The organism is Providencia sp. PROV114, assembly GCF_032704305.1.
Lineage (GTDB): Bacteria > Pseudomonadota > Gammaproteobacteria > Enterobacterales > Enterobacteriaceae > Providencia > Providencia rettgeri.
In genome coordinates, this window is the sequence record NZ_CP120528.1 from 261,026 (window position 1) to 287,622 (window position 26,597).

The following is a 26,597-nucleotide window of genomic DNA, read 5'->3' on the forward strand; positions in this document are numbered from 1 at the left end:
CAGAAATCTATTCATTAATTTTTTCAATTAATTGATAAGTCGCGGTAATGCGGTCAGGGATTGGATACCATTTGTTGGACAAAATCACCACCGCGATTCGGTCTTCAGGAATAAATGCCGCATAGGCTGCAAAACCATTGGTTGAACCTGTTTTATTGTAAAAAGCCTGAGTTTCAGGTGGCATTACAGGATGGATAGCTTCAACTTTTTGCGGTGTGAGCGCCATTTCATCTCGATTACCTTGCTGTAATTGAGCAAGAGATACTGGCCATGAATAGCTTTCCCACATCATATCTTGCATAAATGAATCGGTCATGTAGAACCCCGTATGTGTGTTCTCTACGGCTTCCTGCCACGGTTTTGCTACTTTCTTCGTTTGCATATTAATATCTAAGAAGCGAATTAGATCTTTAGCATTAGATTTTAAACCATAAGATTCAGCATCTAAAATTTGTGGTGTCACACGAACGGGTTGATCGTTCTTATTATAACCTTGGGCATAATTTTTCTGTTGGTTTTTAGGCACATGAATATAAGTATGTTTTAATCCAAGTGCAGGCAACATCAATTTTTCCATCGCTTGTTCAAATGGCATTTTGAGTTGTTTTGCTGTAACGATACCGAGTAATCCCACACCAAGATTTGAATAAGAGCGATATTGCCCAATGGCTTTGGTCGGTTTCCACTGCTGGTAATAACGGATTAATTCCGCTGAATTCGTAATACTATCAGGCACAAATAACGATAAACCCGAAGTGTGTGTAGCCAAGTTCATTACTGTCACTTGGTCGAAAGCAGACCCTTTTAATTCAGGAAGATAGTGGCTTACCTTTTGCGAAAAATCGAGTTTTCCTTGGTTTTGTGCATAGGCTGCGAGTGTAGCAGTAAAGGTTTTAGATAAAGAGCCAATCTCAAATAAAGTCTCATCACTGACAGGGACTGAACTTTGCTTAGACTGCACACCATAGTGATAAATATAGTGTTTTCCATCAACAGAAATGGCTACAGACATTCCGGGGATCTGCTTTTGTTCCATTAGAGGTTTAATTATATTATCGACATCTTTTTGTGTGAATGCATGGGTGGATAGTGTCGTTAATGCCACACTGAGAGCGACAAAAATTCGCCCCTGACGAAAAAGATTTTTCATAGAGTTATTCCAATAAGTACAAGTTTAAGTTATTGCTGACAGGAACAGGAAAGCACTTCATAGCAAGTGTAAAGTGCTTTAATATACGGTTTTCAGCGGGTAGTCCGTGGTTGAAAAATAGTATGCATGCTTTCAAGCATTATTCAAAACGATATAAAATTCGATGAGGTAAAAGAAAATCTTATGGCAGAAAATTATCGTCATCGGCTACCCCTCAATGCACTTAGGGCATTTGAAGCTTCCGCACGGCATTTAAGCTTTACACGAGCCGGAATAGAATTGAATGTCACTCAGGCCGCTGTCAGTCAACAAGTTAGGCTGTTAGAGGAGCAACTGGGACTTGAACTGTTCATTCGCTTACCTAGAGGGTTGGCATTAACCGAAGAAGGCTTTGCCTTGCTGCCCGTATTGAGCCGCTCTTTTGACCAAATCGAGTCACTATTACTGCAATTTGAGGATGGTCATTATCGGGAAGCTTTAAGTATTTCAGTGGTCGGTACATTTGCGGTGGGTTGGTTATTACCAAGGCTAACGCAATTCTCTGAACGATATCCTTATATTGATTTACGCATTATGACCCATAACAATGTAGTAAATTTAGCTGCTGAAGGCGTTGATTTTGCTATTCGTTTTGGTGAAGGATTATGGCCACTAGTAGAGAATACACCACTGTTTTCAACTGCGCATACTGTGCTTTGTTCAGAGAAAGTTGCAAATCAGCTGAAACATCCGTTAGATTTAAAATCCCACCAGTTAATGCGTTCATATCGTAAAGATGAATGGGAGAAATGGTTTTTAGCCGCAGAAGTGGAACCATGGCGCGTCAAAGGGCCTGTATTTGATTCATCGCGTTTGATGGTTGAAGCCGCGCTATTAACCGACGGTGTAGCGTTGGTGCCAAGTTGCATGTTCAACCATGAATTAAGTGCTGGAACATTAGTTCAACCTTTTAATATCTCTGTGACTTTAGGTGGATATTGGCTAAGTCGTTTAAAATCGAGAGCTATGACACCGGCGATGGCGATATTTCATAATTGGTTGGTGGATGAATCTAAAAAAGAACAATAAGTCGGTGCTATACTATAAATAGAAATAGCACCGAGATTTAATTTACTAGCATAATATAATGCTCATATTTAGAAGTTAAAATACCAGAGCTTCAGCCGAGAAATAATTCTTTTTGCTAATAGGGAGCTCTGTACTATTAATCTCTGTGGCGGCTGTAGTAAAGAAATAGGTTGGTGAAACATTAAATATTTGTGCCAATTGGTAAATGGTATCGACATGAATATTAACCTCACCATTTTCATAGCGTGATTGATGTTGTTGGCTAATACCTAATAACATGCTTAATTCTTTACCACTCATTCCGTGACTTTCTCTTAATGACCTTATTTTTAAACCGACAGATTTAGATATTTTTCGTTTCATAATGTTCTCTCTAACTTATTTAATATTGTAATGTGAATATAATTAAATATTATTAATGTAATTTGTTTTTCTAGTGTTATGTATTATTACTTAATTTATTAAATATCAATAGATTGAAAAAATGATTGAATATCAATCTCAAAATATGTTGCATACTGGAACAGTCTATCTAACGTTATTCTATTTATACCTCTTTCATATCGTGATTGCTGTTGTGGGCTGATGCCAATAACCTCTGATAGTTCATTAATTGAAAGCCCATTCGTTTTTCGATAAAAAAGTATTTTTTTACCAATTAGGTGAGATGTTGAATAAGACATATAGACTCCTAAAATTATATTTTTTATTGCTAACTAGACACTATGTAAAGATTATATATCTATATTAACCATTTTTATTAAATAGTAAATTTGCTATTTATCAATTGTTCGATGATATTTTTCGATGTTAGCAATAAAAATCAAATTGTAGGTAAATTAACCTCTTTTTATGATTGATGTTGAGTGTTATTTATTCATATCTTATATTAACTGACGCTGTTGAATTTGCGGCTCCTGCGGTTATATTATTAGCAGTTTTAATATATCGAGCTTTCCAATTAAAAATATAGTCGCCACCTGCAACATTATTTTGCAAAGTAAACTTTGAATTAAGCTTTATTGGGTTGCTGTTTCTATCTAATAATTGAATGGCGATTCCGGTCGCTTGCCCTTGTCCTGACAGTTTAATTTTCCCTGTATTAGTATCAACATACCCAGCACTACTTGTCACTGTCACTTTTAGATTAGTGCCTGCAGCACAGCTTAATGTAATGGGTATATTGACACTATTGCTAGTCGTACCAATTGCTTTAAATTGAGTATCGTACCAAGTTCCCAAATTAACCGTATAACTATTCGCTTTTGTCGAACACTTTAATACATTAATTTTGATTGCACCTGCTGGAATATTCAACGATGTTAAATTCCACGTACTGTTATGTGGTGCAGGGTTACGCTGTGTTAGTCTTCCCACATGCCCTGCCTTTAAATTTCCGCCCTGTGTGACTTGTCCTGTTTTTTTGATAGTAATAGTCCAATATGGGTTAGGAATACCCCAAGCAGCTGGGTTAGCTAATGTTGGTGGTCCATAACGTGTGTTCAAGAAACCAATTTCCGTTGCTTTTACTTGAATGCTGATGCCCGGTATATTACTGGCTGCAATTTTATTACCGTTTGGTACCCAACCATTCACATAATCAGCATGTAAATAGGCATCACCGCATTGGCCATTACTTTTTGGGCCTGAAAATGTATTGACTTGTGAGCCTTTAAAATTGACTCGAATAGTATCGAGGTCTCGTGCTCCTGTATCGTCATATTGTAATGAATAGGTTTTCGTAGGTACATTAACCACAACATTTCGTAAGTTCGGGTTTTGAATACAGGCCGCTTGTGTATACGCAGAATAAGCAAAAACTGAACCTATTATTATCAATAATATTTTCTTTTTAGTCATAAAACATCCTTAAAATTTACTTTTTTTATTTAAATATTTTTCTTTTGCATGCTCAATCTCATTGATCTCCCTAGAATTGAAAATAAAAAAAGCTATAATATCAATTTCAAATATCTTAGAGTAATGATAAAGCCTATCAATATTAATTCGATTAATACCACGCTCATAGCGTGATTGTTGTTGTTCACTAACGCCTATTATTTTAGATAAACTCTCTAATGTCATGCCTTTCATTTTTCGGTAATAGGTAATTTTATTGCCAATTATTCTTGATATAGGATAGTAATTAGGCATACTGCTTTCTCCTATTAAAACTAATATAATAGAAATAAATTTAACTATTGATATGTAAATGTGAATTCTAAGTGGCTTTTAAAAGAACCTGCAATCATTCCATTGCCATAACCGGATACTCTTGCCGATAATGGAATTTCAACATTTCGTGTTTGTGTATTAACATTCGCAGTAATCGTATCACCATTTTTTATTGTTGTTTTATTGGTAGTATTGGCTAAATTTAATGCCACATTTTTCGCCGTACCATTATTAATAAAATGTTCCGTGACTGTTGCATCCGGAGTGCCAGATATTTTCATTACAGCTATAGTGGTACCGACAGGGCAATTTTTTAGCTTCACGGAAAAATTAACCCACGGAGATTTCTGCGTATCTTTGATATTCCAAATATTAATTTTTTTCAAATCAATTAAATAATTATTTTTTTCGACTTCACAAGGAGCAGCAATAACGACACCATGTACTTTAATATTTGCAGTTAGACCAAATGCAGTTAAAGAACAGCTCATTAGTGATAGTAATAGGATAAAATGTCTCATATTATTTTCTCTTTTATAAATAGGTAATTGTTGCCGTAATATTGGCGGAAATGGTTCCTGGTGTGGCATTACCTAATGAGCTAAAGGCACGTGTACGTAATGGAATATTAATATTCGCTTGCCCATTTGTCGGAACTTGTAATACTTTTTGGTTACCTAATGCAGTTGTTCCATTACCATTTTGTAGTTGTACGGCTAGGTTTTTAGCTGTGCCTTGATTTTTGTATAAACTTGCTACATCCGCGGTATCTGCCGTCCCTGTAAACGTCAGTTTTACTTGGTTAATAAAAGATGAGCAATTATTTAGGCTGATATTAAATGTGTTCCAGTTAGAACCCGAGCTCGCATTGCGAAATACATCAGCAGAAATATTTTTCAGGTCAATATCAATATTATTACCACCGGTAATATTGCAAGTTGCCGCTCTAATATTACCGGTGAAATTCAACGTGACAGTGCTAGCAGCGAATGAATTCCCACTGAATATTAAGCTACTAAGTAAAAGTAAATTTTTAGATATTATTTTCATTTTTTATTCCTACTCATAGCGGATATTGACAGTTGCAGACGCATTTGCTGTACCTGACGTAATATTATCTGCTGTTTTTATATAGCGTGCCTTCCAATTAAACATGTAATCACCAGCTGGGACATTATTTTGCAGGCTGTTCTTGGTATTCAGCTTGATTGGATTATTATTTTTATCCAATAATTGTATTGCGACACCAGTAGCACTATTAGCTCCTGTTAGCCCTAATTTTCCCGTCGCAGTATCTTCATATTTAGAACTTGTGACAGTCGCTTTAATATTGGTGCCAGCTGCACAAGTTAATGTAATTGGGATATTAACCGGTGTACTGGTTGAGCCTATATTGGGAAACTGTGTATCATACCAATCTTGCATATCAATATTGTAGGTTGACTGATTATTCTTTAATGAACAGCTAAGTACATTGATACGAATAGCATTGGTCGGCATATTTAAGGTTGTTAAAGTCCAAGTCACATTTGTTGGCGCACGGTAAGTTGCGGTTAGCCTTGCAACATTTCCGGCTCTTAATGTGCCACCTTGTGTTACCGAACCGAGTTTTTTTACTGTGATGCTCCAATGCGTTGTTAATATATTATAATTTGCGTTGTTTTTATCCCAGGTTGCATTAAATGCTCCAATGCCTGCAGTTGTAACAGAAATACCAATACCAGAAATATTAGATAGGGCAACTTTATTGGCATTTGGTGACCAGCTATTTATAAAGCTACCCGTTAAGTATGAAGTAGCACAAGAGCTCGAATCACTAGCTACCCACTGAGATGTAGATGAAAAATTAGCACTGAGAGAACCTAAGTCTCTAGGTGTATTATCATCATATTGAACGTTATAAACTGCGGCCGGTATATTAGCTAGTTTATTATTTAAATTTGGGTTTAAGGTACAAGCAGCATTAGCATATCCTGAGTATAAATATATACAACTCACAGGCAATATTGATTTATAAATAAAGTTTTTCATTATTTACTCCTTATTATCGGCAAACCGCTGCTGTTTTATATAACCCCATATAATTCGATATACCCGCTAAGTTATAATTTACTTGGCATTGCTGTTTATCGTTGTATTGAATAATAAAACTGCCGCTTTCAGCTAAGCCAGATAAATAAATTTCGCCATCATTGCCTACTATATTATTTAGCTGTGGATTATCTTTAAATATGGCCTGAGCACCGAAAGGCACGGGTTTACCATCAGCAAAACTTAATATCATGATGGCACGATACCCGACATTCGCTGCAAAATTGACTTTCACCAGTGCACCACGACTTGGAGCAACACTTTGGCTGGTTAATTCCATTTCGGTATTTTCAGGCAACCCCGAGGTATCGATATCAATCACATTTTTGCGATAAGCCGTGACATAAGGTACGAGCGCATAACCTTGGTTATTGGTGACAACCCCAGCTTGGTTTAAAATAGGAACATCACCCGCGTCAGGGATTTCTACAATAGCCGCGGTTTCGCCTAATTGCTGGCCAAGAACTAGTCCGCCAGAGTGAGCCACTAAGCTACCATTAACCCCGTAATAGAGGTTATAGTTGTCTTTGCTATAGCCAGTTCCGCCTGAAACTTCACCATATTGCCCTTTATAAGAGGCATTCATATTACCGCTAGTGCCTTGTTCTCGAGTGGTAAAGCCTTGTTGCATACTCCAATTTAAGCGGTTATTGAGCTGAGAGGCGGAAAGCCCGATACTGCCTGTGCTTGGACCATTACTGCTGCTGTTACTGTTAAAGTTGTAGTAGAAAGTATTATCAAACACGCTAAACGGTACACTGACAGAGAAAGCAAGTTGATGATTATCTTCACTTTTCGTGCGGCTTCCGGAGCTATAGGAGTAACTATTGGTATTTTTGTTATAGGTATAATTCAAGCTATAACTGATGCCTTGCCAACTATTGTTGTAACCCACGGTGGCAGATTGTGTTTTACGGTCACTATTCCAGTAGTCCTCATTGATATAACCGACTGAAATTGAACCAAAGCTATCTCCTAAATTTTGACTGAGAGTGATCTCACCGCGATTACGGCGGCGCTCAATCTCAGGAACATAATTCGTATTTCTATAGCCATCAAAGACTTCCGCTAAACTGTAGAACCCTTTAGTGGAATAACGGTAACCTGCCAAAGCAATATTAGTACCAATGTCGTTGATATTTTTGTTATAGCGAAAACGGTATGACTGACCTTTTTCCGTAACATCATTACTTAGCGTTGAATTTGCATGAGTAACATCAATAGATAATGCACCAAACCGTCCAAGGTTTTGACCCGTACCAATAGAATAAGATTGGTAGTGCTCACTGACTTGGCTACCACCATAAGCAGTGATACCGTAAGGCAAACCATAGATTAAGGTAAACTGACCAAATTTAGTTTTATCAATGCTACTGTCATAAGCGCGGTATTCCCCGCCTGTTACGCTATAAGAAAAATACCCCTCACGCTGTAATACGGGTAATGAAGCAAAAGGAACGATTTGATATTGCTCGCTCCCATTGGATTCTTTGATGGTGACATGTAAATCTCCACTTCCCCCTGTTGGGTATAAGTCTGTGATTTCAAAAGGGCCCGCTGCCACTTCAGTTTGGTAGATAATGTAGCCATTTTGGCGGATCGTTACTTGTGCATTGCTACGCGCTATCCCGCGTACAACGGGTGCATAGCCGCGCAAACTTTCAGGGGACATATCATCATCTGTCGCAAGCTGAGCTCCGCGAAATGGCACGCTATCAAAAACCATCGAAGGTGAGACACTATCCCCCAAGGTTAACTGACTTTTGATACTATTTATGCCACGTGATGCATAGGTATAAATGGTGTCCCATTTACCAGATTGGTCAGTATTGCTTGACCATGTGGTGTAATTCCGTAACCGCCAAGCTCCAATATTTAAACCGGGTCTTAAATTCACATAATGGGATGTATTATCTGAGCCATTTTTTTTACGATCATAATTTTTCGACCCGTTATAGCTATAATTTAATAACAGTGCATTGATCCCATTATCAATATTAGCTAGGTCAACGTAACCCCTTGGGTTTCTGTCTAATGCGATTTGAGGAATACTTAAATATAAACGTTGAGAATCAAACTCAAAGTTACTGGTGGCATCAGGGATCGCGGCAAGATTGACACAGTGACTTCCTGCTGTTTGCAATTCAGGGTATTCCGCTGTTTTGATACCAAATTCTTTAATGTCAGCAAGTGATAAACACGGAATTAATTGGTTCTGGCTATTTTTTTCGAATTTAAGATTTTTAGCACCAATTAAATTAGTATTGACATAAATATCAACATAGTAGTCACCAGCTAATTGTTCGTTATTCTCAAATTGTGATAAATCAACTGAGTCTTTATTCGGCAATTCTAAGAAATCGGGATCAAAGTAGACATTGTTTTCTGTTTTTTCTTCAGCATATAACGATGCGGTATAGCCTAAATATAATAGTAGGCCTAGAGATATTTTATTTATTTTCATGATAAAGCCCAACTTATTTTATAGTTTTATATTTTCGTTTCGAGTGCTTCTGGCGCGGCGCCATAATCATTAATAACTTCCCATTTAATTGTTCCATTGGTATTTGAGTTATTAATCTCGAAAGTTGCGTTTGAGAAAGGTGCAGCATAAGAAACATCATTAGCTTTTGTTCCGTTAAAGCTGATGCTCTGAAAATTCATAAAATAAGGTGTTGGGTTATTAACTGTAATTTTATTCCCAGATTTAGACCATACTAATTTTTTTTGCTCTTCAATAAAATTGACATCCTTTAAAGCTTTAGGACGATAAATGAGTTTCATCTGTGTTTTAAAGGCAATTTGTAATGAATTTTCTGTTCTTTCTGTTGCTGGGATCGTTTTTATATTTAGCCAGAATAATGATTCTCTATCATTCGGTAGTTTATTTTCGGTTAAAAATATTCTAAGTGCATTTGTTTTTTCAGCATTAAGCCTAAATAATGGTGGTGTTATAGTGAAATCTGACTGTTTTTTTTCATCTATATTATCTATCCAGGATTGAATTAAATAAGGGATCTTATCTGGGTTTTCTACACTGATACTAACATCTTTGTTTCCCTCATTATAAATAACACGAGTTCCACCAATAATAACGCCTGCATTTGCAGTATTTATTAGCAGAAATAAAGAAATAAAAATATAGATAATAGATCTCATAATACCACCATTGAATGTTATTAGATAAGGTTCAATTCCATTTAAACCTTATTTGTTACTTAGTTATAATTGATTGTGAAAGTTGCCGTACCGTTCGCTGGACCCGGTGTTACAGAGTCAGTTTTGGCAATATAACGCGCTCTGAAATCTAAATTATTTTCTACATTTTCTTTCAATGGGTATGCTTTAGATGCGGTAAATAGTGGAACGACTTTATTAGTATCGTCAGTAATTTGAATGCCTACACCTGTTGCAACTCCGGTTTCTTCTTTTAATTTAATAACTTCATCGTCACCAATATAAGAGTCAGCATCGAATTTAACTGAAGCCGTTGTCACTGTAGCTGGGCAGTTAATTAATTTAATAGTAAATTTAGTTGCAGCAGCAGTACTTCCTGCAGTTGGTAATGCCTTTTTAGATACTTGGCCTAAGTTTACTTTTAATGCGTCAGAGCCCGCAGCTAATTCACATGCTTGGTCAATGATTTCACCGGTAAAGTCGATAGTACCATCTGCAGCTAATGCATTATTAACAGCAAAGATTGAGGTTGCAGCAATTAATGATGCAAGTAAGTTTTTTTTCATTTGTTTTTCTCCAAAAGATAATTATTTATTTTTCATTGAGTAGGTGGAATTACCAATTACTCAATTGGAGAGTATTTTGAAACTATTTTTTAAAATAAACAAGTTTTGTAAAATTTGGTAAAATATAATTAAATTTTGAAGTATTTAATTTTTTTAATTAAGTTAACACCGTATGGGAGAGCAATTGAAGTTCTATTTTATCTTAAGGTAAATATATTTTTAGATGAGTTTTTTACTAAAGTGAAATAACGATATAAAACTAAGAATAATTATAATGTGGGAGATAAATTTAATTTGTCTCTCATATGGTGATTATTTGGGTTTATAAGGCCCTGGCACATCAGACCACATTTGAAGAATGTTTTATTTGTACTATCGTAAAACGAAATAATAGTATAACTATCGAATTTCGTAGGTCTAAAAGTGCTACTTATTTCATTTTTTGAATAAATAAAGGTTATTACCATTCAGGATATGAATGAAAATTGCAGGGTGATTAATCTCGGTTTTCAGAAAACATTAAATTACCCTTTGAATATCTTCGATTAAATTCAATTGAGTAGCCTTAATTTTAATTAATTATGCTAAGGCTACATAAGAAGTTTCTTATTTATAGATACGTTTAAGCTACAGTGTTCATTGTTATAAATTTCCTATAAACGACGTTATTTTTGTATTAATGCTACTTGTATAAATTGAAATTCTGTTCAGGTGATAATAAGCTTTCTGCTTGCAATATCTTTTTTTTATTTTGTTTATTATTCATTGTGTTAATTGGTGTTGGAATAGTAAAATCAATAATTAATTCCTGAATATCAAGGTCTAATTATTTAATATTAAGATAAGTATGAAGTAATAAATTACTTCGTACATTATCTTAATATGATAGTGAACATTTGAAGTTATTCAATTCCTAGCTCTTTTAATTTACGGGTTAGGGTATTTCTCCCCCAGCCTAATAAACGGGCGGCTTCTTGTTTGTGTCCATTGGTGTATTTCAACGCGCACTTTAACATTGTACGTTCGAGTAAGGGAATGGTCTGTGCAAAGAGATCTTCTTTGCCCTCTATTAATGCGTTATCGGTCCACTCTTCAAGTAATTCAAACCACTGAGCGGCAGAACTCGGATTGTGCGATGACAATGATTGTGTTGGCACGGCATCGGTTTGCGATGATTTTATCACGGCATTTTGTTGTGGATGTTCTTCAAGCAAATCATCGGGCAAATCTTGCGGTAAAATTTCTTGGCTTGCCGCCATCACGGTTAGCCAACGGCAGACATTCTCCAATTGGCGAACATTACCTGACCAATAATAGCGCTGAAGAATTTTTTCGCTGTCGGGGTGGAGAACCTTAGCCTCGACACCGAGTTCTTTTGCCGTATTTTGTAAAAAATAATCGGCGAGACGCGGGATATCCTCAATGCGTTCACGTAATGGCGGTAATTGCACTCGAATGACATTTAACCGATGAAATAAGTCTTCGCGAAATAAACCTTCTTTAACCCGCTTTTCGAGGTCTTGGTGGGTTGCTGCAATAATCCGCACATCCACATTGACTGGGGTATAACCGCCAATACGGTAGAATTGGCCTTCCGCCAGAACACGTAACAAGCGAGTTTGGACATCAAGGGGCATATCGCCTATTTCATCTAAAAATAAAGAGCCATGGTTAGCTTGTTCGAATCGGCCTTGACGTACTTGGCTCGCGCCGGTGAAAGCGCCTTTTTCGTGACCAAATAGCTCAGATTCAATTAAGTCTTTGGGGATGGCGGCCATATTTAATGCAATAAAAGGGGCATCGGCGCGAGGGCTGTGCTGATGTAACGCGTGGGCAACCAGCTCTTTCCCAGTGCCTGATTCACCATTAATAAGCACACTAATTGATGAACGTGATAAACGGCCAATAATGCGATAGACCTCTTGCATTGCTGGTGCTTCACCGATCATCGTCGAAGAAACAACGGGGGTGGCTGGTTTAGCTTCACGGCCTGCATGGTTTTGTTCACGACTATGATTTAAAGCGCGTTCGACCAAGGCAACGGTTTCATCAATATCGAAAGGTTTTGGCAAGTAATCAAAAGCACCTGATTGGTAGGCATTCACGGCAGCATCAAGGTCAGAGTGTGCGGTCATGATAATAATCGGTAAAAGGGGGTGCGATTGTTTAATTGTATTTAGTAGCTCAATACCATTTTTACCTGGCATACGGATATCTGATAACAACACATCAGGGAGTGAGTTTTCTAATGCGCTGAGCACTGCATTCGCACTATCAAAGCAGGTACAAGCAAAATTAGCATTATTTAATGCGCGTTCAAGTACCCAACGGATGGAGCTATCATCATCAACCACCCAAATTTTTCCCTGCGTCATGGTTATCTCCTATTTCTTAATTGGTAGATAAATGGAAAACTCAGTGTGGCCCGGCCAACTGGTAAATTCGATTTTTCCTGCGTGTTGGTCAACTAAACTGCGAGCAATCGACAGGCCGAGCCCTGTGCCATCAGGTCGTCCGCTGACCATGGGATAGAACAACGTATCCTGAATTGCCAATGGAATACCGGGACCGTTATCTTCAATATCAATACGTGCAGCTAATCTATAACGTTCACCTTGCAATGTGACTTGAAAAGCTGTTCGTGTACGCAAAGTGATATAACCTCCCGTTTCGGCGAGGGCTTGTAAGGCGTTTCGGGTGATATTTAGAAGCACTTGCTCGATTTGGTCCGGGTAATACTCTAATTCAGGCAAACTTGGGTCATAATCACGAGTTAGTGTTACATTATCGGGTTTTTCTAATGACACTAACCGCGTTACGTTTTCCATAATATGATGAATACTTTGTTGCGTTTTCGGCCCCGGGTATTGTGGCCCAAGTAGCCTATCAACCAGTGCTCGCAGGCGGTCGGCCTGTTCGATAATCACTTGAGTATATTCATTTAATTGTGGGTCAGGCAGCGCTTTAGAGAGCAGTTGCGCAGCGCCTCGCAAACCCCCGAGTGGGTTTTTAATCTCGTGAGCAAGCCCACGGATCAGTTCACGGGCAGCGAGCTGCTGGGCATTTTGTGCGAGTTCTTGGCTCAAACGTCGCTGGCTATCTAATTGTGAAAGCTCAACTAAAATAAATTGTTCTGAAAAAGGCTGGGCGCTGCACGACATCACATGAGAATGGTTGTTAAACACTAAAGTGACTTCATTTTCGGTAAAGCTATGGCCTTCTTTTAGGCTATTGAGCATCAGTTCATCATTGAGTGAACAATAGCTGAATAACAGGGGGAGAGGCGTACCATATAGCTTGCGCTGGCTTTGGGTTAAGATCTGGAGTGCAGCATGGTTGGCGTAATGGATAACCAAGTCGTAATCCAAAATTAGCACGCTATTAATGAGAGAGTCGAGAATATGTTCCGGTGCTGGCAAGTGTTCGGTTTTCATGTAATGTTGCTCCTGCACTATTTTGGTGCATTATACCTGATAGACCAAACAACCGATATTTGATTTTTGTTGCGTAAGTACCTTAGAGATAAAAGGCCCCATCGAAAGATGGGGCAAGTGCTTCACGGCAACAAAGACTAACAGTGGAACGGCGTGTTACACACTGTAGTACATTTCAAATTCGAGAGGGTGTGGTGCCATACGAACACGTTGGATGTCGGCACGGGTTAATTCGATATACGCATCGATAGCATCATTAGTGAATACACCACCACGGGTTAAGAATTCACGGTCTTTATCTAATTCGGCTAACGCTTCATCTAAAGAACCTGAAACTGTTGGGATTTCTTTGGCTTCTTCCGGTGGTAAGTCGTATAAGTTTTTGTCCATCGCATCGCCAGGGTGGATTTTATTGATGATGCCATCAAGACCCGCCATTAGCTGGGCTGCAAACGCTAAATATGGGTTAGCTGCAGGGTCTGGGAAGCGAACTTCAATACGGCGTGCTTTTGTACTCGCAACCACTGGAATACGAATCGAAGCAGAGCGGTTACGTGCAGAGTATGCCAACATGACTGGCGCTTCAAAGCCCGGAACTAAACGTTTGTATGAGTTAGTGGTTGGGTTAGTAAATGCGTTCAGCGCACGTGCATGCTTAATAATACCGCCGATGTAGTACAGCGCCATTTCTGATAAACCGCCGTATTTGTCACCTGCGAACAGGTTCACACCACCTTTAGATAAAGACATATGGCAGTGCATACCAGAACCATTATCACCCACTAAAGGTTTTGGCATAAAGGTCGCTGTTTTGCCGTATGCATGGGCAACATTGTGAACGACATATTTATAAATCTGAGTTTCATCCGCTTTTTTGGTCATGGTATTAAAGCGGGTAGCCACTTCGTTTTGGCCTGCGGTCGCTACTTCATGGTGGTGAGCTTCAACAACTAAGCCCATCTCTTCCATTGTGGTACACATGGCTGAACGCAAGTCTTGTGATGAATCAACCGGTGGAACGGGGAAGTAACCGCCTTTTACTGCAGGGCGATGGCCTTTATTGCCACCTTCGTATTTGGTTCCTGTATTCCATGCAGCTTCGATATCATCGATATGGTAGTAGCTACCGTGCATGTTGTTGCCAAAACGAATGTCATCAAAAACGAAAAATTCAGGCTCTGGTCCAAAGAGAACGATATCAGCAATCCCGCTAGAGCGCAGGAAATCTTCTGCGCGTTTTGAAATTGAACGTGGGTCTCTGTCATAACCTTGCATTGTGCCCGGCTCTAAAATATCGCAGCGTATAATCAATGTGATATCGGCAAAGAACGGGTCTAACATCGCGGTAGACGCGTCAGGCATTAATACCATGTCTGACTCATTGATGCCTTTCCAGCCACCAATAGATGAACCATCAAACATCTGGCCTTCTTCAAAGAAGTCTTCGTCAACTTGGTGAGCAGGGATAGTGATGTGTTGCTCTTTACCTTTAGTGTCGGTAAAACGCAGATCAATAAATCTAACATTGTGCTCTTTAATTAACGATAAAACATGTTCAGCGGACATCTCGGCTCTCCTGGTCGGGTCTAATCAACAAATCACAAGCTATTTTTGAGGGTGTGTTTGTTGTTTGTCTGGCGTGCTAGTCATATAAAAGTGGTTAGTACGCGCTCTATAAATAGATAAGCGAAAAGCGTGCCAACTTTTTAATTATAGCAAATACTGATTGTTACGTGAGGACGAGGGATTTTCATCATGCTGCATTGGTCGTATTGCACTATATTAGTGCATGAAATGACTATTTTGCACTGTTCTAGTGCGTTTGCGAGTGGAGCTCAAATAAAAAAGCCAACATTGCGCTCTGTTAAAGCATAAGGTTGGCCGGATAAAAAAGAAATGAGGTGGTTTAATGCCAGACAGCTACATTAATCTTCATCGCTATTAGTTAATAATGTATTCACTTCTTCAATTTGTTTTACTGCATCATTGATGATGGAGGCAATTTGGCGCGTCTGCTCTTCGTTTAGTTGTTTTAAAACCATTTTGTGACGTAATAAAGCTTTAAAACGACTGACTGCCATTTCAATGTCTTCTGCTAAATTACTGCCTTGTTGCATATCACGTGCTTTAGCCAGTTTGCGAGCAATAACCGCTTCAATTTCTTTATTTTGAGCTAAATGATCAGAGCCTTCCGGCGTAATCGTAAAACTTTTTCGATTACGTTCAACAATCTGAGACTCCAAGAAGCCTTGTTCTTCTAACAGGGTTAGAGTGGGATAAATAACACCCGGGCTTGGCACATACAAGCCATTTGAGGCTTCTTGAATATCCTTGATAATTTCGTAGCCATAGCTTGGTTTTTTAGCGACTAACGAAAGTACCATAATATGAAGGTCGCCATGGTCGAATAAACGACGTAGGCCTTTACCTCTTCCACGACCTCTTTGGCGGTCATCACCATGTCCACGACCATGACGGCCTTCGCCGTGGCAGCGTTCACCATGTCCACGACCATGACGGTCTTCGCCGTGGCAGCGTTCACCATGTCCATGTCCATGACGGCCTTCGCCGTGGCAGCGTTCACCGTGTCCACGACCATGACGGCCTTCACCGTGGCAGTGTTCACCGTGCCCATGGCGGTCATCACCATAATAGTCATCTCCGTGGTTGCAATGTTCGTGACTATGACGGCCTTCATTGTGGCAACATCCACCGCGATGGCCATGTTGATTTTCATCATGGCGTGCATAATATACATGACGACAAGATTTAATTAGCATATAGTTACTCCTTAGTTTGTAACTTTAGATATATCGAATTTGTTTTCTGGTTTTACTATATTTAGATATATCTAATTAGTCAATTTAGATATATCTAAATAACGCAAAAAGATATTTAAACTGGTAGTTAAGAAAGAAAGTCTATTTTTTGTTCTTTTTTTGGGCTGCTAATATTAAGTTTTTAGCGTATTATTCTGTCACTTCGTGGTTTCGCAGAGATGATGCTCATTATTTTGTGAGGGAATCTGGCACTGTTACGCAACTGAATGTTTTTTCGCTAAAAACTTTTTATACAGTGATGGGTTTCACATTTATTCCACTTGTGCGGAAAAACGTGTAAAATAACAGCAAATTAACGTAGAAAGTATGTTTTGGGTGTGAATAACGGCTCAGTAAGCATATTCCTTTCCTGTCAATTAAACGGTAAAAATCCTTGTCAATTCAAAATTTAAGAAACATCGCCATCATCGCTCACGTTGACCATGGCAAGACCACACTGGTTGGTAAATTATTGCAGCAATCAGGCACGTTCGGTGAACGTGAAACTGTTGATGAGCGTGTTATGGACTCCAATGACTTGGAGAAAGAGCGTGGTATTACTATCCTTGCTAAAAATACCGCTATCCAATGGAATGGTTATCATATCAATATCGTAGACACCCCAGGTCACGCCGATTTCGGTGGTGAGGTTGAGCGCGTTATGTCTATGGTTGACTGTGTACTGCTGGTTGTTGATGCGATGGATGGCCCAATGCCACAAACTCGCTTCGTAACGCAAAAAGCGTTCGACCACGGTTTACGTCCTATTGTTGTTATCAATAAAGTTGACCGCCCAGGCGCACGTCCTGATTGGGTTGTTGACCAAGTATTCGACTTATTCGTGAACTTAGGTGCAACGGATGAGCAACTCGATTTCCCTATCGTTTATGCATCTGCATTAAACGGTATTGCTGGTCTTGACCACGAAAACATGGCTGAAGACATGACTCCACTGTACGAAGCTATCGTGGAACACGTTGCGCCACCAGCGGTAGATATCGATGGTCCATTCCAAATGCAAGTTTCGCAATTGGATTACAACAGCTATTTAGGTGTTATCGGTATTGGTCGTATCAAACGCGGTGTTGTTAAGCCTAACCAACAAGTAACGGTTATCGATAGCGAAGGTAAAACTCGTAACGGTAAAATTGGTAAAGTTCTGACTCACTTAGGTTTAGAGCGTATTGACTCACAACAAGCGGAAGCGGGTGACATTGTTGCTCTGACCGGTTTGGGTGAACTGAATATCTCTGACACCATTTGCCAAGTCGGTAGCGTTGAAGCACTGCCTGCATTAGCGGTTGATGAGCCAACAGTTAGCATGTTCTACTGTGTTAACACCTCACCATTCTGTGGTAAAGAAGGTAAATTCGTGACTTCACGTCAGATCCTTGACCGTTTGAATAAAGAATTGGTTCACAACGTTGCACTACGCGTTGAAGAAACTCAAGACCCAGATGCATTCCGCGTTTCTGGTCGTGGTGAGCTTCACTTATCTGTTCTGATTGAAAACATGCGTCGTGAAGGTTTCGAATTAGCCGTATCTCGTCCAAAAGTTATCATTCGTGAAATCGATGGTCGTAAACAAGAGCCGTTCGAACAAGTGACGTTAGACGTTGAAGAACAGCATCAAGGCGACATCATGAAAGCATTAGGTGAGCGTAAAGGCGACCTGCGTGACATGATGCCAGACGGTAAAGGCCGTGTACGTCTTGATTACGTCATTCCAAGCCGTGGTCTGATTGGCTTCCGTACTGAGTTCATGACAATGACATCAGGTACTGGTTTACTGTACTCAACGTTCAGCCATTACGATGATGTTCGCCCAGGCGAAATCGGTGGCCGTCAAAACGGTGTTCTGATCTCTAACGGACAAGGTAAAGCGGTTGCTTATGCACTGTACAGCCTGCAAGACCGTGGTAAGCTGTTCTTGGGTCACGGTGCTGAAGTGTATGAAGGCCAAATCATTGGTATTCACTCACGTTCTAACGACTTAACTGTTAACTGCTTAACTGGTAAAAAACTGACTAACATGCGTGCGTCAGGTACTGATGAAGCGACAACTCTGTCACCACCAATTAAAATGACTCTGGAACAAGCTCTTGAGTTCATTGATGATGACGAATTAGTTGAAGTGACTCCGCAGTCTATTCGTCTGCGTAAACGTCATTTGACTGAGAACGATCGCCGCCGTGCAAACCGTTCTAAAGAAGACTAATTACCATGATGTAATGTTGTTTATTACTTTATTGTAGTTATGAGTGTAGTAAGGCGCCTTTCGGCGCCTTACTTATTTATAAAGGCTTATCTTTTTTCATAAAATACAGTGATGAAATAAATAGTCCGAAAATTAAAGGGATTTCGTACAATTCTTCGATAAGGCTTTGAAGTTCAGAATGATATAGAAAAACTGAACTGAGAAACCTATGGTGTTCAACACTGTCTGAAATTAAAAAAGCACACAGGGTTAGTAGTAGGCTCCAAAGTGGAATAGCTGTGTTTTTTAGGTGAAAAACAATACTTTTTCTTAATGGTGAAGCACATAGCATCAAAACTAAACTGCTAATCAAGGTAATAGAAATTAGCCTGAAATAAGTGTGATCCAGATTAGGGAAAAATTCTCGCCCCCAATTTGTTCCTCTGCCAAATAATGTTACCCACCAGATAGTTGCCCATAACCAAAATAATTTCATTCCCTGACTTTTTTGCTGTAATGGTCTCATATAAAACCAAGTGAAAAAGACACAAAAAATTAGAGTGGCGGATTGAAAATGTTCAATAACTTTTGTTGTAAGGTCGATATTGAAATTCAGAGGGAAATAATTAAATAATGGAATTAAAAATAAACTTCCCCATAGAATAGCAATCGGCCAAGAGATTGTTTTATCTATTTTCATAGTCTGGCTTTTATATTTTAAGATTTATTTATTACTGATAATGCATTGATATCAGCTCACATTGCTTATGTGTAACTTGCTACGTACAAGCCATTATGCAAAAAGCCGATAGTGGGACTTAACATTTAGTATCAAAAACCGAGAGTGTGGTGTGAAATAGCACCTTTGGGATAAAAAACGTTTTCTCGGTAACAGAATAAATCGGCTGGTTTTCTGCTCATTAATTGCGCTAAGTGTGGATTGCTTAATCGATAAATTGACAAAATAACTTGAATTATCACTAATTAGGGCTGTTCAGTTGCCCGAATAATGATTAAAGTAAATTTAGTGAATAACAATGAGGAAAATTTATGCTGTATATCTTCGATATGGGTAATGTGATTATTGATATCGACTTTAATCGTGTATTTGATAAATGGTCTGAACTCAGCGGCACACCAAGTGAAGAAATCAAATCACGTTTTACTTTTGGTAATATCTTTCAATTACATGAGTGTGGAAAAATTTCAGACATCGAGTTTGCTGAGCTGCTTTGTGAAGAAATGGACATTACACTAAGCTTTGAAGACTTTGCTGAAGGCTGGCACGCTATTTTTATTTCGTTACGACCTGAAGTTATTGATATTATGGAACGCCTGCGTGAACAAGGGCACCGAGTGGTCGTTTTATCGAATACTAATCGCCTACATCTCGACTACTGGCCAGCACACTACCCAGAAATTGCAGCTTCCTCCGATTTCTTATATTTATCCCAAGATTTAGGCATGCGTAAGCCTGATCCTGAAATTTACAAATATGTACTGCAATCCGAAGAGTTTGATGCTGCAGATGCTATTTTCTTTGATGATGTCGAAGAAAATATAAAAGCCGCAGAAGCCCTTGGTATTCGCAGTATTCATGTTGTGAATAAAGACACCATTCCTGAATATTTCCGCACTTACGATTTTAGTGCAGAAGTTGAATAATATCCTGATTTTATAGTGGGGCAACGGCTAACGTTGCTCCATCTTTTTGTAAAGAGTCATCATGATTGCATTAATCCAGAGAGTCACTCATGCGAGTGTAGTTGTTGATCAGAAAATAGTAGGACAAATAAATGCTGGGCTGCTGGTTTTGCTTGGTGTTGAAAAAGATGATGATGAACAGAAAGCCAAACGTTTGTGTGAAAAAGTATTAGGCTACCGTATTTTTAGTGATGAACAAGGGAAAATGAATCTCAATGTTCAACAAGCAGGTGGTAGCTTGCTGGTGGTTTCTCAATTTACTTTAGCAGCTGATACCAAAAAAGGTATGCGGCCTAGTTTTTCAGGGGGGGCAGAACCTGAAAGGGCAGATACTTTGTATCAATACTTTGTTGAACAAAGTCGCCAACAAGGGGTTGAAACACAAACGGGTGAATTTGCCGCTGACATGCAAGTGAATTTAACCAATGATGGCCCTGTCACCTTCTGGCTACAAGTGTGAGTCCATTTTTAAAGGGGGAAGCGATGTACCATTTACGTACACCGAAAGACGATATTGAATTTGCAACTTATTACCATTTTCGCTGGGAAATGTTGCGAAAACCGTTTAATCAACCCCTAGGTTCTGAAAAAGATGGCTATGACTTAACGGCACACCATCAAATGGTCGTCGATGATAAAAACCGTATTCTTGCCATTGGTCGTTTGTATATTAATGCTGACAACGAAGGCGCTATTCGTTTCTTAGCCGTTAACCCGGCAATGCAGGGAAAAGGGCTTGGTAAGTTGATTATCATGGCGCTGGAATCTGTTGCTCGGCAAGAAGGGGTAAAACGCATTGTATCAAGCGTTCGTGAAGAAGCAGTTCCATTTTTCAATAAAATGGGGTTTGAAAATCGAGGGCAAGTAGCAGGGCAGCTAAAAACGCCAGTGCGCCATTACTTGATGATCAAACCCATTGAGACATTAGACCAAATTCTGCATCGCCCAGACTGGTGTGGCGAGTTACAACAAGCCTGGTATAAGTATATTCCATTGAGTGAAAAAATGGGTGTCCGAATCGACCAATACACAGGAACTCGTTTTATTACCACTATGCCAGAAGCGGGCAACCAAAACCCTCATGAAACCATATTTGCAGGGAGCCAATTTTCATTAGCTACCCTAACAGGATGGGGGCTGATTTGGCTATTAATGCAAGAACACCAGCTTGGTGGTGATATTGTGCTAGTCGATGCCAGTATTCGTTATGGTAAGCCAGTAAGCGGTAGGCCGACAGCAACTGCGGACTTAGCCAATATGAGCGGTGACCTTGACCGCTTAGCGCGAGGTAGCAAGGCGCGAGTAAAACTGAACGTTGAGGTTAGTAACCCTGATGGTAAAGTAGGCGCTGTATTCAGCGGTGTTTATATGGTGTTACCTGTAGAAACAGCCAAGTAAAGTTACCCATTGAATATTAAAAAAGAAAGGCAGGTTCGATTGACCTGCCTTTTGTATTTCTATGAATTGACAGTTTTTATTAATTGCTAAGTGCGGGGAGCGGTTCTGCCAAAGAAGGCTCAGTAGGCTGCAAATCGGTTTCGGACTCTACTGAAGAGGTGACAACCCCGTTCACAACAGTACGGAATAGACGTTTACCTTGCAATGGTATGGCCATCAATTCCCCATTCAAACTTTTTTCCACTGATGGGGCGAGCAAATCACCTTGTAATGTTGCATCAAAGTCACCGATGACTTGAGCGGGGAAGCCTGCCCAACCCCATTGATTTAAATCAACGAGGTCAATATTAGAACCTGATGCTCTCAGTAAAAAGGGAACTTTTTTCGGTTCTTGCTTTACCAGCAAGCCAATTTTACTGATGCCTTTATCGGTACTGACCGTTAAGCTCACCGCCGCTGAGGATTTACCACTTTGACGTACTTCAATAAATGGCCGGCGTACGAGAACTTGGTTGATTGTGCCGCTATCTGCAGTAAATGTCGCTTTACCGCTCCAAATTCCCCACTGTTTTTGTTTAATCAAATCGACATTTTCGATATTGCCGCTTAGAGCGGTCAATTCGAAAGGAAATTGTGCCTGGATATTCATCAAAAGTGATTGAGAAAGGGTGAACTTTTTGATGTTTAAACCAGATAACCACGTTGGGGTTGGTTCTGCGAAGAAGGACAACCAATTTTCAGGTAAGGTATATAAGATACCCGCGAGTTTACCTTCGTCAATGGTTAGTATTTGATCATTACGTTGCCAAGACCCACTGAGATTAAAGACACCTTTATTATAGTAACCCGATAACTTATTGATATTAAGGCTGTCGCCATTGATACTTAGCTCACCAATTAAGGTACTCAGTTGCTGGTCTTTTACGACGAATTGGTCGACATTAAAGCTAATATTGCCTTTGGGATTAGTCCAGCTTCCTCTTAAGAAGCTGAGTTGATCAATTTCGGTACTTAAGCCAGAAAGTGCCCAATCCCTTCCTTGGATATCAACGTTGGTTAATTCTACCTGTTTGACCTGCAGCGATTTTTCACTCGTTATTGCATCAAATAGTGAATCGAAATCAACATTATTTTCCCAGCCGACTTTATTCATGGTGAGGGAGTCAACCATGATAGAGCCATCGCTAAGTACCTTCCCAGCACCCGCAATATAGCCATTATTTAAGTAGGCACTTGCTTGGCTTATTTCTGTTCCTTGCTGCTGCAATTTACCAGTAATGGCAACATTCTTGAAGGAAAGGCCATTGAATTTTAATTGGTTAGAGGTAAATCGAAAATCACCGTAACCAAAAGGGGATTTTTCGGCTGGTTTCCAAGGGGTAATTCCTCCCGTGAAGCCAGTGACTTGCACAGTATCGTTGTCTTTTTTAAGCGTAATTTGGCTATTTTCAAATTGCAAAATATTTGCAGAAATAGGGAACAGCACCGTATTTGGTAAGACGGTTGTCGATAATGTTCCTTGAGTGATAACTAAACGTTTGATAGCCGTACCGCTAAATAGGTTTCGCCAATTAATATCAATTACGACTTGTCGTGAATCTAAAGAGAGATCGCTGTTTTTAGACGTTAATTTAACATCTTGGAAAATGAATTCACCGGGGTTAGAAAACTCATGTCCCATAATTCCTACATCAATATCGTAGTCGGTAAATTTACTTAAAAATTGACTGGAGTAGGATGCACCCCAACGGGTTTGTAGCCCGATATAAGTAAAAATAAACAATAGCAGCAGTAACAAAAGTGCATAGGTAGTAAATTTGATTAACCATTTCACAGTTTACTGCTCCTTTGGTTTGTGGACGAATAGACACAAAAAGAAACCGTCTAATATAGCGACAATTTAAGGATAGCATACAGAAAAACCGCCAGAATGTTCAACACTGGCGGCTAGAATGAAAGATTATTTTTCGAGAGGGAAGACTAAATTCAGAACAATTGCAGTTAAACCACCCGCAGCAATCCCCGAAGAAAATAATGTTTTTAGCCAGTCAGGTGCGAATTGTAAAATCAAAGGTTGTTGTGAAACGCCCATACCCACTGCGAGAGAAAGGGCGATAATCATAATTGCACGGCGATTGAGTGGCTCGCGAGAGACTATCCTTACACCTGAAGCGGCGATGGTACCAAACATCACAATGGTTGCTCCGCCCAGCACAGGTTCGGGAATTTGTTGCACGAAGCCTGCAACGGCAGGGAACAACCCTAATAACACCAACATTAAAGCGACAATGTAGCCGACATAGCGGCTTGCCACCCCAGTTAATTGGATAACACCGTTGTTCTGCCCAAAGCAAGAGTTAGGGAAAGTATTAAATACCGCAGAAACCATTGAATTCAAACCATTGGCGAGTACGCCACCTTTAATTCGTTTCATGTATAAAGGGCCACGAACAGGTTGTTCTGATACGTCAGAAGTGGCGGTAATATCACCTATCGTTTCTAAGGAAGTCACCATAAAAATAAGAATTAATGGGATCAACAGGTTCCAGTCGAATGATAAGCCATAATAAAAAGGCTCAGGGACAGTAATAATTGGCTGATTGGCTTCCACGGGTTGCGCATTTGGCAACATATCCATCCACCAAGCGGCAAGGTAGCCAACCGCCATCGCGATGACGAGAGAAGCAACGCGCAAGTAAGGGTTTTTCTGGCGATTCAAGAGGATAATAACGGCTAATACAATCCCCGCTAAAATCAAGTAATCAGGGGAACCAAAAGTATTGTCACTAATAGCACCATAGCCACCACCAATGGACGTTAATCCCACTTGAATTAAGGACAATCCAATAATCATCACGACCACGCCAGAGACCAATGGTGTGATAACGCGACGTGCTAAATGTAAGAAGCGTGAAAGAATGACTTCAGTGAGTGCGGCGACGAGTAAAGTACCAAACAAAGCTGCCATCATGGATGGGATATCAGCACCACCTTGCTTGAGTGCAACACCTCCCATAATTAAAGGTGCAACAAAGTTAAAACTGGTTCCTTGAATCGAAAGCAGGCCTGAGCCAATAGGGCCCCACGCGCGAATTTGAATTAAAGAGGCAATACCGGAGGCAAATAAAGACATACTGATGATACGCTGAGTATCGTGGGCTGGTAGCCCCAAAGCTTGGCAAATCAGCATTGCAGGGGTAATAACTGCGACAAACATCGCAAGAAGGTGTTGCCCGGCAGCAAACAAGGCTTGCGGCAGCGGTGGGCGGTCTTCTAATTTGTAGATGAGTTCGCTTTGCGTTTGTGTGGTCGCTTCAGTAGTTTGCTTTTCAGACGTCGCAGTATTCATTGCCTTCATTTCTCGCCAACAAAAAACGCATTGTAATGCGAGGAATTTAAAAAGCAATCGTTTGCGCGTAAAAAATATTGATCAATGTTAAATAAGGCTGTCACATTTTTATATCTTTTAACTTGTATTTATAACAGTTTTTTTTTCTAATCCTATAACCTGCTTTTGGCGTTTTAAGGAAGAAATTAACGTCTTACTAGTTTTTGATAATTTTAACAACAGACGAGGTACGTGAATGTATCATCTCGATGTCTACGGTACACTGGTAGCAGCTACCTTAGTATTATTGCTTGGGCGTAAACTGGTCAAATCAGTCCCTTTTCTTGAAAAATATACAATCCCTGAACCCGTTGCGGGTGGGTTGTTAGTTGCTTTTAGTCTTTTATTGCTTAAACAATTATTTGACTGGAGCCTTTCTTTTGACTTATCACTGCAAGAACCTATGATGCTGGCATTTTTTGCCACAATTGGTCTTAATGCCAACCTTGCAAGCTTGAAGGCTGGCGGTAAGGCATTGTTTATCTTCATTTTTGTAGTTGTCGGTTTATTACTTGTCCAAAATACAGTAGGGATTGCTCTTGCTGAATTATTGGGATTAGACCCTCTCATGGGGCTGTTAGCTGGCTCAATTACCTTATCCGGTGGTCATGGAACTGGTGCGGCATGGGGGAAAATTTTCACTGAAAATTATGGTTTCCAAAGTGCAACAGAAGTTGCAATGGCTTGTGCTACATTTGGGTTAGTTCTTGGTGGTTTAATCGGTGGACCTGTTGCACGTTTTCTAACGCGTAATATCCCAACGCCTGGAACGGCTGAAGATGATAAAGACGTTCCAACTGCATTTGAAAAGCCACAATCCGGCCGCATGATCACTTCAATGGTTTTAATTGAAACTATTGCATTGATCGCTATTTGCCTATTGGTGGGGAGCTTTATTGCAGGTCAGCTCGCTGACACGGTGTTCGCGTTACCTAAATTTGTGTGTGTATTATTTGTTGGGGTGATTTTAAGTAACAGCCTTTCTATCCTTGGCTTCTATCGCGTGTTTGACCGCGCAGTTTCTGTTATGGGGAACGTCAGCCTATCGTTATTCTTAGCGATGGCTTTGATGAGCTTGAAGTTATGGGAATTGGCGTCATTAGCAATTCCAATGATTGTCATTCTTGCAGTACAAGCCTGTGTGATGGCGGGATACGCTATTTTTGTCACTTTCCGTGTGATGGGCAAGAACTATGATGCTGCTATTTTAGCCGCTGGTCACTGTGGCTTTGGTCTTGGGGCTACACCAACAGCAATTGCGAATATGCAAGCAGTAACGGATAGGTTGGGTCCATCCCATCTTGCGTTCCTTGTGGTACCAATGGTTGGGGCTTTCTTTATTGATATTGTTAATGCGATAGTCATTAAATTGTATTTAATGTTGCCAATATTCCCAACGATTGCTGGGTAGTTTTTATTTAATAATAAAT

At 39.7% G+C, this 26,597-nt stretch carries 24 protein-coding genes; 6 read left to right on the forward strand and 18 right to left on the reverse strand.

Translation table 11 applies throughout. The features are described from left to right. Positions 1-7 precede the first annotated feature (7 nt). Complete coding sequence (gene ampC, locus P3L37_RS01175; RefSeq protein ID WP_110731467.1) at positions 8-1,150, reverse strand: class C beta-lactamase; 1,143 nt, start codon at positions 1,148-1,150, stop codon at positions 8-10. Between the two features lie 183 nt (positions 1,151-1,333). Between ampC and P3L37_RS01180 the strand changes: the two genes are divergently transcribed. After that, the gene (locus P3L37_RS01180) at positions 1,334-2,218 is read left to right on the forward strand and encodes a LysR family transcriptional regulator (protein ID WP_004266111.1); all 885 of its coding nucleotides are present in this window, start codon (positions 1,334-1,336) and stop codon (positions 2,216-2,218) included. Between the two features lie 75 nt (positions 2,219-2,293). Here the strand turns inward: P3L37_RS01180 and P3L37_RS01185 are convergent, their stop codons facing one another. From P3L37_RS01185 to P3L37_RS01250, 14 genes are all read right to left on the reverse strand, one after another. Beyond that, on the reverse strand, positions 2,294-2,581 hold the full coding sequence (locus tag P3L37_RS01185; protein ID WP_109912396.1) for a helix-turn-helix domain-containing protein: 288 nt from the start codon (positions 2,579-2,581) through the stop codon (positions 2,294-2,296). A gap of 98 nt (positions 2,582-2,679) precedes the next feature. Then, positions 2,680-2,901, reverse strand: coding sequence for a helix-turn-helix domain-containing protein (locus tag P3L37_RS01190; RefSeq protein ID WP_004266109.1), 222 nt, complete (start codon positions 2,899-2,901; stop codon positions 2,680-2,682). Between the two features lie 190 nt (positions 2,902-3,091). Then, positions 3,092-4,078, reverse strand: a complete 987-nt coding sequence (locus tag P3L37_RS01195) for a fimbrial protein (protein WP_109912397.1) — start codon at positions 4,076-4,078, stop codon at positions 3,092-3,094. Between the two features lie 9 nt (positions 4,079-4,087). Next, on the reverse strand, positions 4,088-4,372 hold the full coding sequence (locus P3L37_RS01200; RefSeq protein WP_004266107.1) for a helix-turn-helix domain-containing protein: 285 nt from the start codon (positions 4,370-4,372) through the stop codon (positions 4,088-4,090). A gap of 44 nt (positions 4,373-4,416) precedes the next feature. Further along, entirely contained in the window at positions 4,417-4,914 is a 498-nt protein-coding gene (locus tag P3L37_RS01205; RefSeq protein ID WP_227024232.1) for a fimbrial protein, read from the reverse strand. 13 nt (positions 4,915-4,927) lie between these two features. After that, positions 4,928-5,443: a fimbrial protein gene (locus P3L37_RS01210; protein WP_123382638.1), complete on the reverse strand. Its 516-nt coding sequence runs from the start codon at positions 5,441-5,443 to the stop codon at positions 4,928-4,930. 9 nt (positions 5,444-5,452) lie between these two features. After that, entirely contained in the window at positions 5,453-6,424 is a 972-nt protein-coding gene (locus tag P3L37_RS01215) for a fimbrial protein (protein ID WP_272667474.1), read from the reverse strand. A gap of 13 nt (positions 6,425-6,437) precedes the next feature. Next, positions 6,438-8,948 carry a fimbria/pilus outer membrane usher protein gene (locus P3L37_RS01220; protein ID WP_110731466.1) on the reverse strand — a complete coding sequence of 837 codons (2,511 nt, stop codon included), beginning with the start codon at positions 8,946-8,948 and terminating at the stop codon, positions 6,438-6,440. Between the two features lie 26 nt (positions 8,949-8,974). Continuing rightward, positions 8,975-9,643: a molecular chaperone gene (locus P3L37_RS01225; protein WP_004266101.1), complete on the reverse strand. Its 669-nt coding sequence runs from the start codon at positions 9,641-9,643 to the stop codon at positions 8,975-8,977. A gap of 59 nt (positions 9,644-9,702) precedes the next feature. Next, positions 9,703-10,227 carry a fimbrial protein gene (locus tag P3L37_RS01230; RefSeq protein WP_109912401.1) on the reverse strand — a complete coding sequence of 175 codons (525 nt, stop codon included), beginning with the start codon at positions 10,225-10,227 and terminating at the stop codon, positions 9,703-9,705. A 902-nt stretch (positions 10,228-11,129) separates the two neighbouring features. After that, the gene (gene glnG, locus P3L37_RS01235; protein WP_109912873.1) at positions 11,130-12,602 is read right to left on the reverse strand and encodes a nitrogen regulation protein NR(I); all 1,473 of its coding nucleotides are present in this window, start codon (positions 12,600-12,602) and stop codon (positions 11,130-11,132) included. A 9-nt stretch (positions 12,603-12,611) separates the two neighbouring features. Continuing rightward, on the reverse strand, positions 12,612-13,661 hold the full coding sequence (gene glnL, locus P3L37_RS01240) for a nitrogen regulation protein NR(II) (protein ID WP_004266098.1): 1,050 nt from the start codon (positions 13,659-13,661) through the stop codon (positions 12,612-12,614). A gap of 156 nt (positions 13,662-13,817) precedes the next feature. Next, a complete protein-coding gene (glnA, locus tag P3L37_RS01245; RefSeq protein WP_004266097.1) occupies positions 13,818-15,227 on the reverse strand; it encodes a glutamate--ammonia ligase in 1,410 nt (469 codons plus the stop codon). A gap of 359 nt (positions 15,228-15,586) precedes the next feature. Further along, positions 15,587-16,441: a PadR family transcriptional regulator gene (locus P3L37_RS01250; protein WP_227024231.1), complete on the reverse strand. Its 855-nt coding sequence runs from the start codon at positions 16,439-16,441 to the stop codon at positions 15,587-15,589. A gap of 433 nt (positions 16,442-16,874) precedes the next feature. Here P3L37_RS01250 and typA point away from each other — a divergent pair, with 433 nt between their 5' ends. Beyond that, a complete protein-coding gene (gene typA / locus P3L37_RS01255; protein WP_004262702.1) occupies positions 16,875-18,698 on the forward strand; it encodes a ribosome-dependent GTPase TypA in 1,824 nt (607 codons plus the stop codon). Positions 18,699-18,774: 76 nt separating this feature from the next. Here typA and P3L37_RS01260 read toward each other — a convergent pair whose 3' ends face one another. After that, positions 18,775-19,377, reverse strand: coding sequence for a hypothetical protein (locus P3L37_RS01260; RefSeq protein ID WP_004266094.1), 603 nt, complete (start codon positions 19,375-19,377; stop codon positions 18,775-18,777). A 350-nt stretch (positions 19,378-19,727) separates the two neighbouring features. Here P3L37_RS01260 and yihX point away from each other — a divergent pair, with 350 nt between their 5' ends. The 3 genes from yihX (at position 19,728) to fabY (ending at position 21,779) form a co-directional block, all read left to right on the forward strand. Then, on the forward strand, positions 19,728-20,342 hold the full coding sequence (yihX, locus tag P3L37_RS01265; RefSeq protein ID WP_004266093.1) for a glucose-1-phosphatase: 615 nt from the start codon (positions 19,728-19,730) through the stop codon (positions 20,340-20,342). A 61-nt stretch (positions 20,343-20,403) separates the two neighbouring features. Continuing rightward, positions 20,404-20,841: a D-aminoacyl-tRNA deacylase gene (gene dtd, locus P3L37_RS01270; protein WP_004266092.1), complete on the forward strand. Its 438-nt coding sequence runs from the start codon at positions 20,404-20,406 to the stop codon at positions 20,839-20,841. Between the two features lie 23 nt (positions 20,842-20,864). Next, on the forward strand, positions 20,865-21,779 hold the full coding sequence (gene fabY, locus P3L37_RS01275; protein WP_004266091.1) for a fatty acid biosynthesis protein FabY: 915 nt from the start codon (positions 20,865-20,867) through the stop codon (positions 21,777-21,779). Positions 21,780-21,858: 79 nt separating this feature from the next. Here fabY and P3L37_RS01280 read toward each other — a convergent pair whose 3' ends face one another. Continuing rightward, positions 21,859-23,613, reverse strand: coding sequence for an AsmA family protein (locus tag P3L37_RS01280; protein ID WP_240105550.1), 1,755 nt, complete (start codon positions 23,611-23,613; stop codon positions 21,859-21,861). Between the two features lie 126 nt (positions 23,614-23,739). Then, positions 23,740-25,128: a uracil-xanthine permease family protein gene (locus P3L37_RS01285; RefSeq protein ID WP_004266089.1), complete on the reverse strand. Its 1,389-nt coding sequence runs from the start codon at positions 25,126-25,128 to the stop codon at positions 23,740-23,742. A gap of 235 nt (positions 25,129-25,363) precedes the next feature. On the opposite strand from P3L37_RS01285, the gene gltS reads away from it, so the two are divergent. After that, entirely contained in the window at positions 25,364-26,578 is a 1,215-nt protein-coding gene (gltS, locus tag P3L37_RS01290) for a sodium/glutamate symporter (RefSeq protein ID WP_004266088.1), read from the forward strand. Positions 26,579-26,597: the final 19 nt, after the last annotated feature.

What these genes read in the sequence shown, in the direction of transcription:
- P3L37_RS01220 (WP_110731466.1), bottom strand. Translation starts at nt 8,948, where the DNA reads ATGAAAATAAATAAAATATCTCTAGGCCTACTATTATATTTAGGCTAT.
- P3L37_RS01250 (WP_227024231.1), bottom strand. Translation starts at nt 16,441, where the DNA reads ATGCTAATTAAATCTTGTCGTCATGTATATTATGCACGCCATGATGAA.
- glnL (WP_004266098.1), bottom strand. Translation starts at nt 13,661, where the DNA reads ATGAAAACCGAACACTTGCCAGCACCGGAACATATTCTCGACTCTCTC.
- P3L37_RS01210 (WP_123382638.1), bottom strand. Translation starts at nt 5,443, where the DNA reads ATGAAAATAATATCTAAAAATTTACTTTTACTTAGTAGCTTAATATTC.
- P3L37_RS01185 (WP_109912396.1), bottom strand. Translation starts at nt 2,581, where the DNA reads ATGAAACGAAAAATATCTAAATCTGTCGGTTTAAAAATAAGGTCATTA.
- yihX (WP_004266093.1), top strand. Translation starts at nt 19,728, where the DNA reads ATGCTGTATATCTTCGATATGGGTAATGTGATTATTGATATCGACTTT.
- P3L37_RS01180 (WP_004266111.1), top strand. Translation starts at nt 1,334, where the DNA reads ATGGCAGAAAATTATCGTCATCGGCTACCCCTCAATGCACTTAGGGCA.
- P3L37_RS01190 (WP_004266109.1), bottom strand. Translation starts at nt 2,901, where the DNA reads ATGTCTTATTCAACATCTCACCTAATTGGTAAAAAAATACTTTTTTAT.
- P3L37_RS01215 (WP_272667474.1), bottom strand. Translation starts at nt 6,424, where the DNA reads ATGAAAAACTTTATTTATAAATCAATATTGCCTGTGAGTTGTATATAT.
- glnA (WP_004266097.1), bottom strand. Translation starts at nt 15,227, where the DNA reads ATGTCCGCTGAACATGTTTTATCGTTAATTAAAGAGCACAATGTTAGA.
- P3L37_RS01260 (WP_004266094.1), bottom strand. Translation starts at nt 19,377, where the DNA reads ATGAAAATAGATAAAACAATCTCTTGGCCGATTGCTATTCTATGGGGA.
- P3L37_RS01230 (WP_109912401.1), bottom strand. Translation starts at nt 10,227, where the DNA reads ATGAAAAAAAACTTACTTGCATCATTAATTGCTGCAACCTCAATCTTT.
- fabY (WP_004266091.1), top strand. Translation starts at nt 20,865, where the DNA reads ATGTACCATTTACGTACACCGAAAGACGATATTGAATTTGCAACTTAT.
- P3L37_RS01285 (WP_004266089.1), bottom strand. Translation starts at nt 25,128, where the DNA reads ATGAATACTGCGACGTCTGAAAAGCAAACTACTGAAGCGACCACACAA.
- dtd (WP_004266092.1), top strand. Translation starts at nt 20,404, where the DNA reads ATGATTGCATTAATCCAGAGAGTCACTCATGCGAGTGTAGTTGTTGAT.
- P3L37_RS01195 (WP_109912397.1), bottom strand. Translation starts at nt 4,078, where the DNA reads ATGACTAAAAAGAAAATATTATTGATAATAATAGGTTCAGTTTTTGCT.
- glnG (WP_109912873.1), bottom strand. Translation starts at nt 12,602, where the DNA reads ATGACGCAGGGAAAAATTTGGGTGGTTGATGATGATAGCTCCATCCGT.
- ampC (WP_110731467.1), bottom strand. Translation starts at nt 1,150, where the DNA reads ATGAAAAATCTTTTTCGTCAGGGGCGAATTTTTGTCGCTCTCAGTGTG.
- gltS (WP_004266088.1), top strand. Translation starts at nt 25,364, where the DNA reads ATGTATCATCTCGATGTCTACGGTACACTGGTAGCAGCTACCTTAGTA.
- P3L37_RS01225 (WP_004266101.1), bottom strand. Translation starts at nt 9,643, where the DNA reads ATGAGATCTATTATCTATATTTTTATTTCTTTATTTCTGCTAATAAAT.
- P3L37_RS01205 (WP_227024232.1), bottom strand. Translation starts at nt 4,914, where the DNA reads ATGAGACATTTTATCCTATTACTATCACTAATGAGCTGTTCTTTAACT.
- P3L37_RS01200 (WP_004266107.1), bottom strand. Translation starts at nt 4,372, where the DNA reads ATGCCTAATTACTATCCTATATCAAGAATAATTGGCAATAAAATTACC.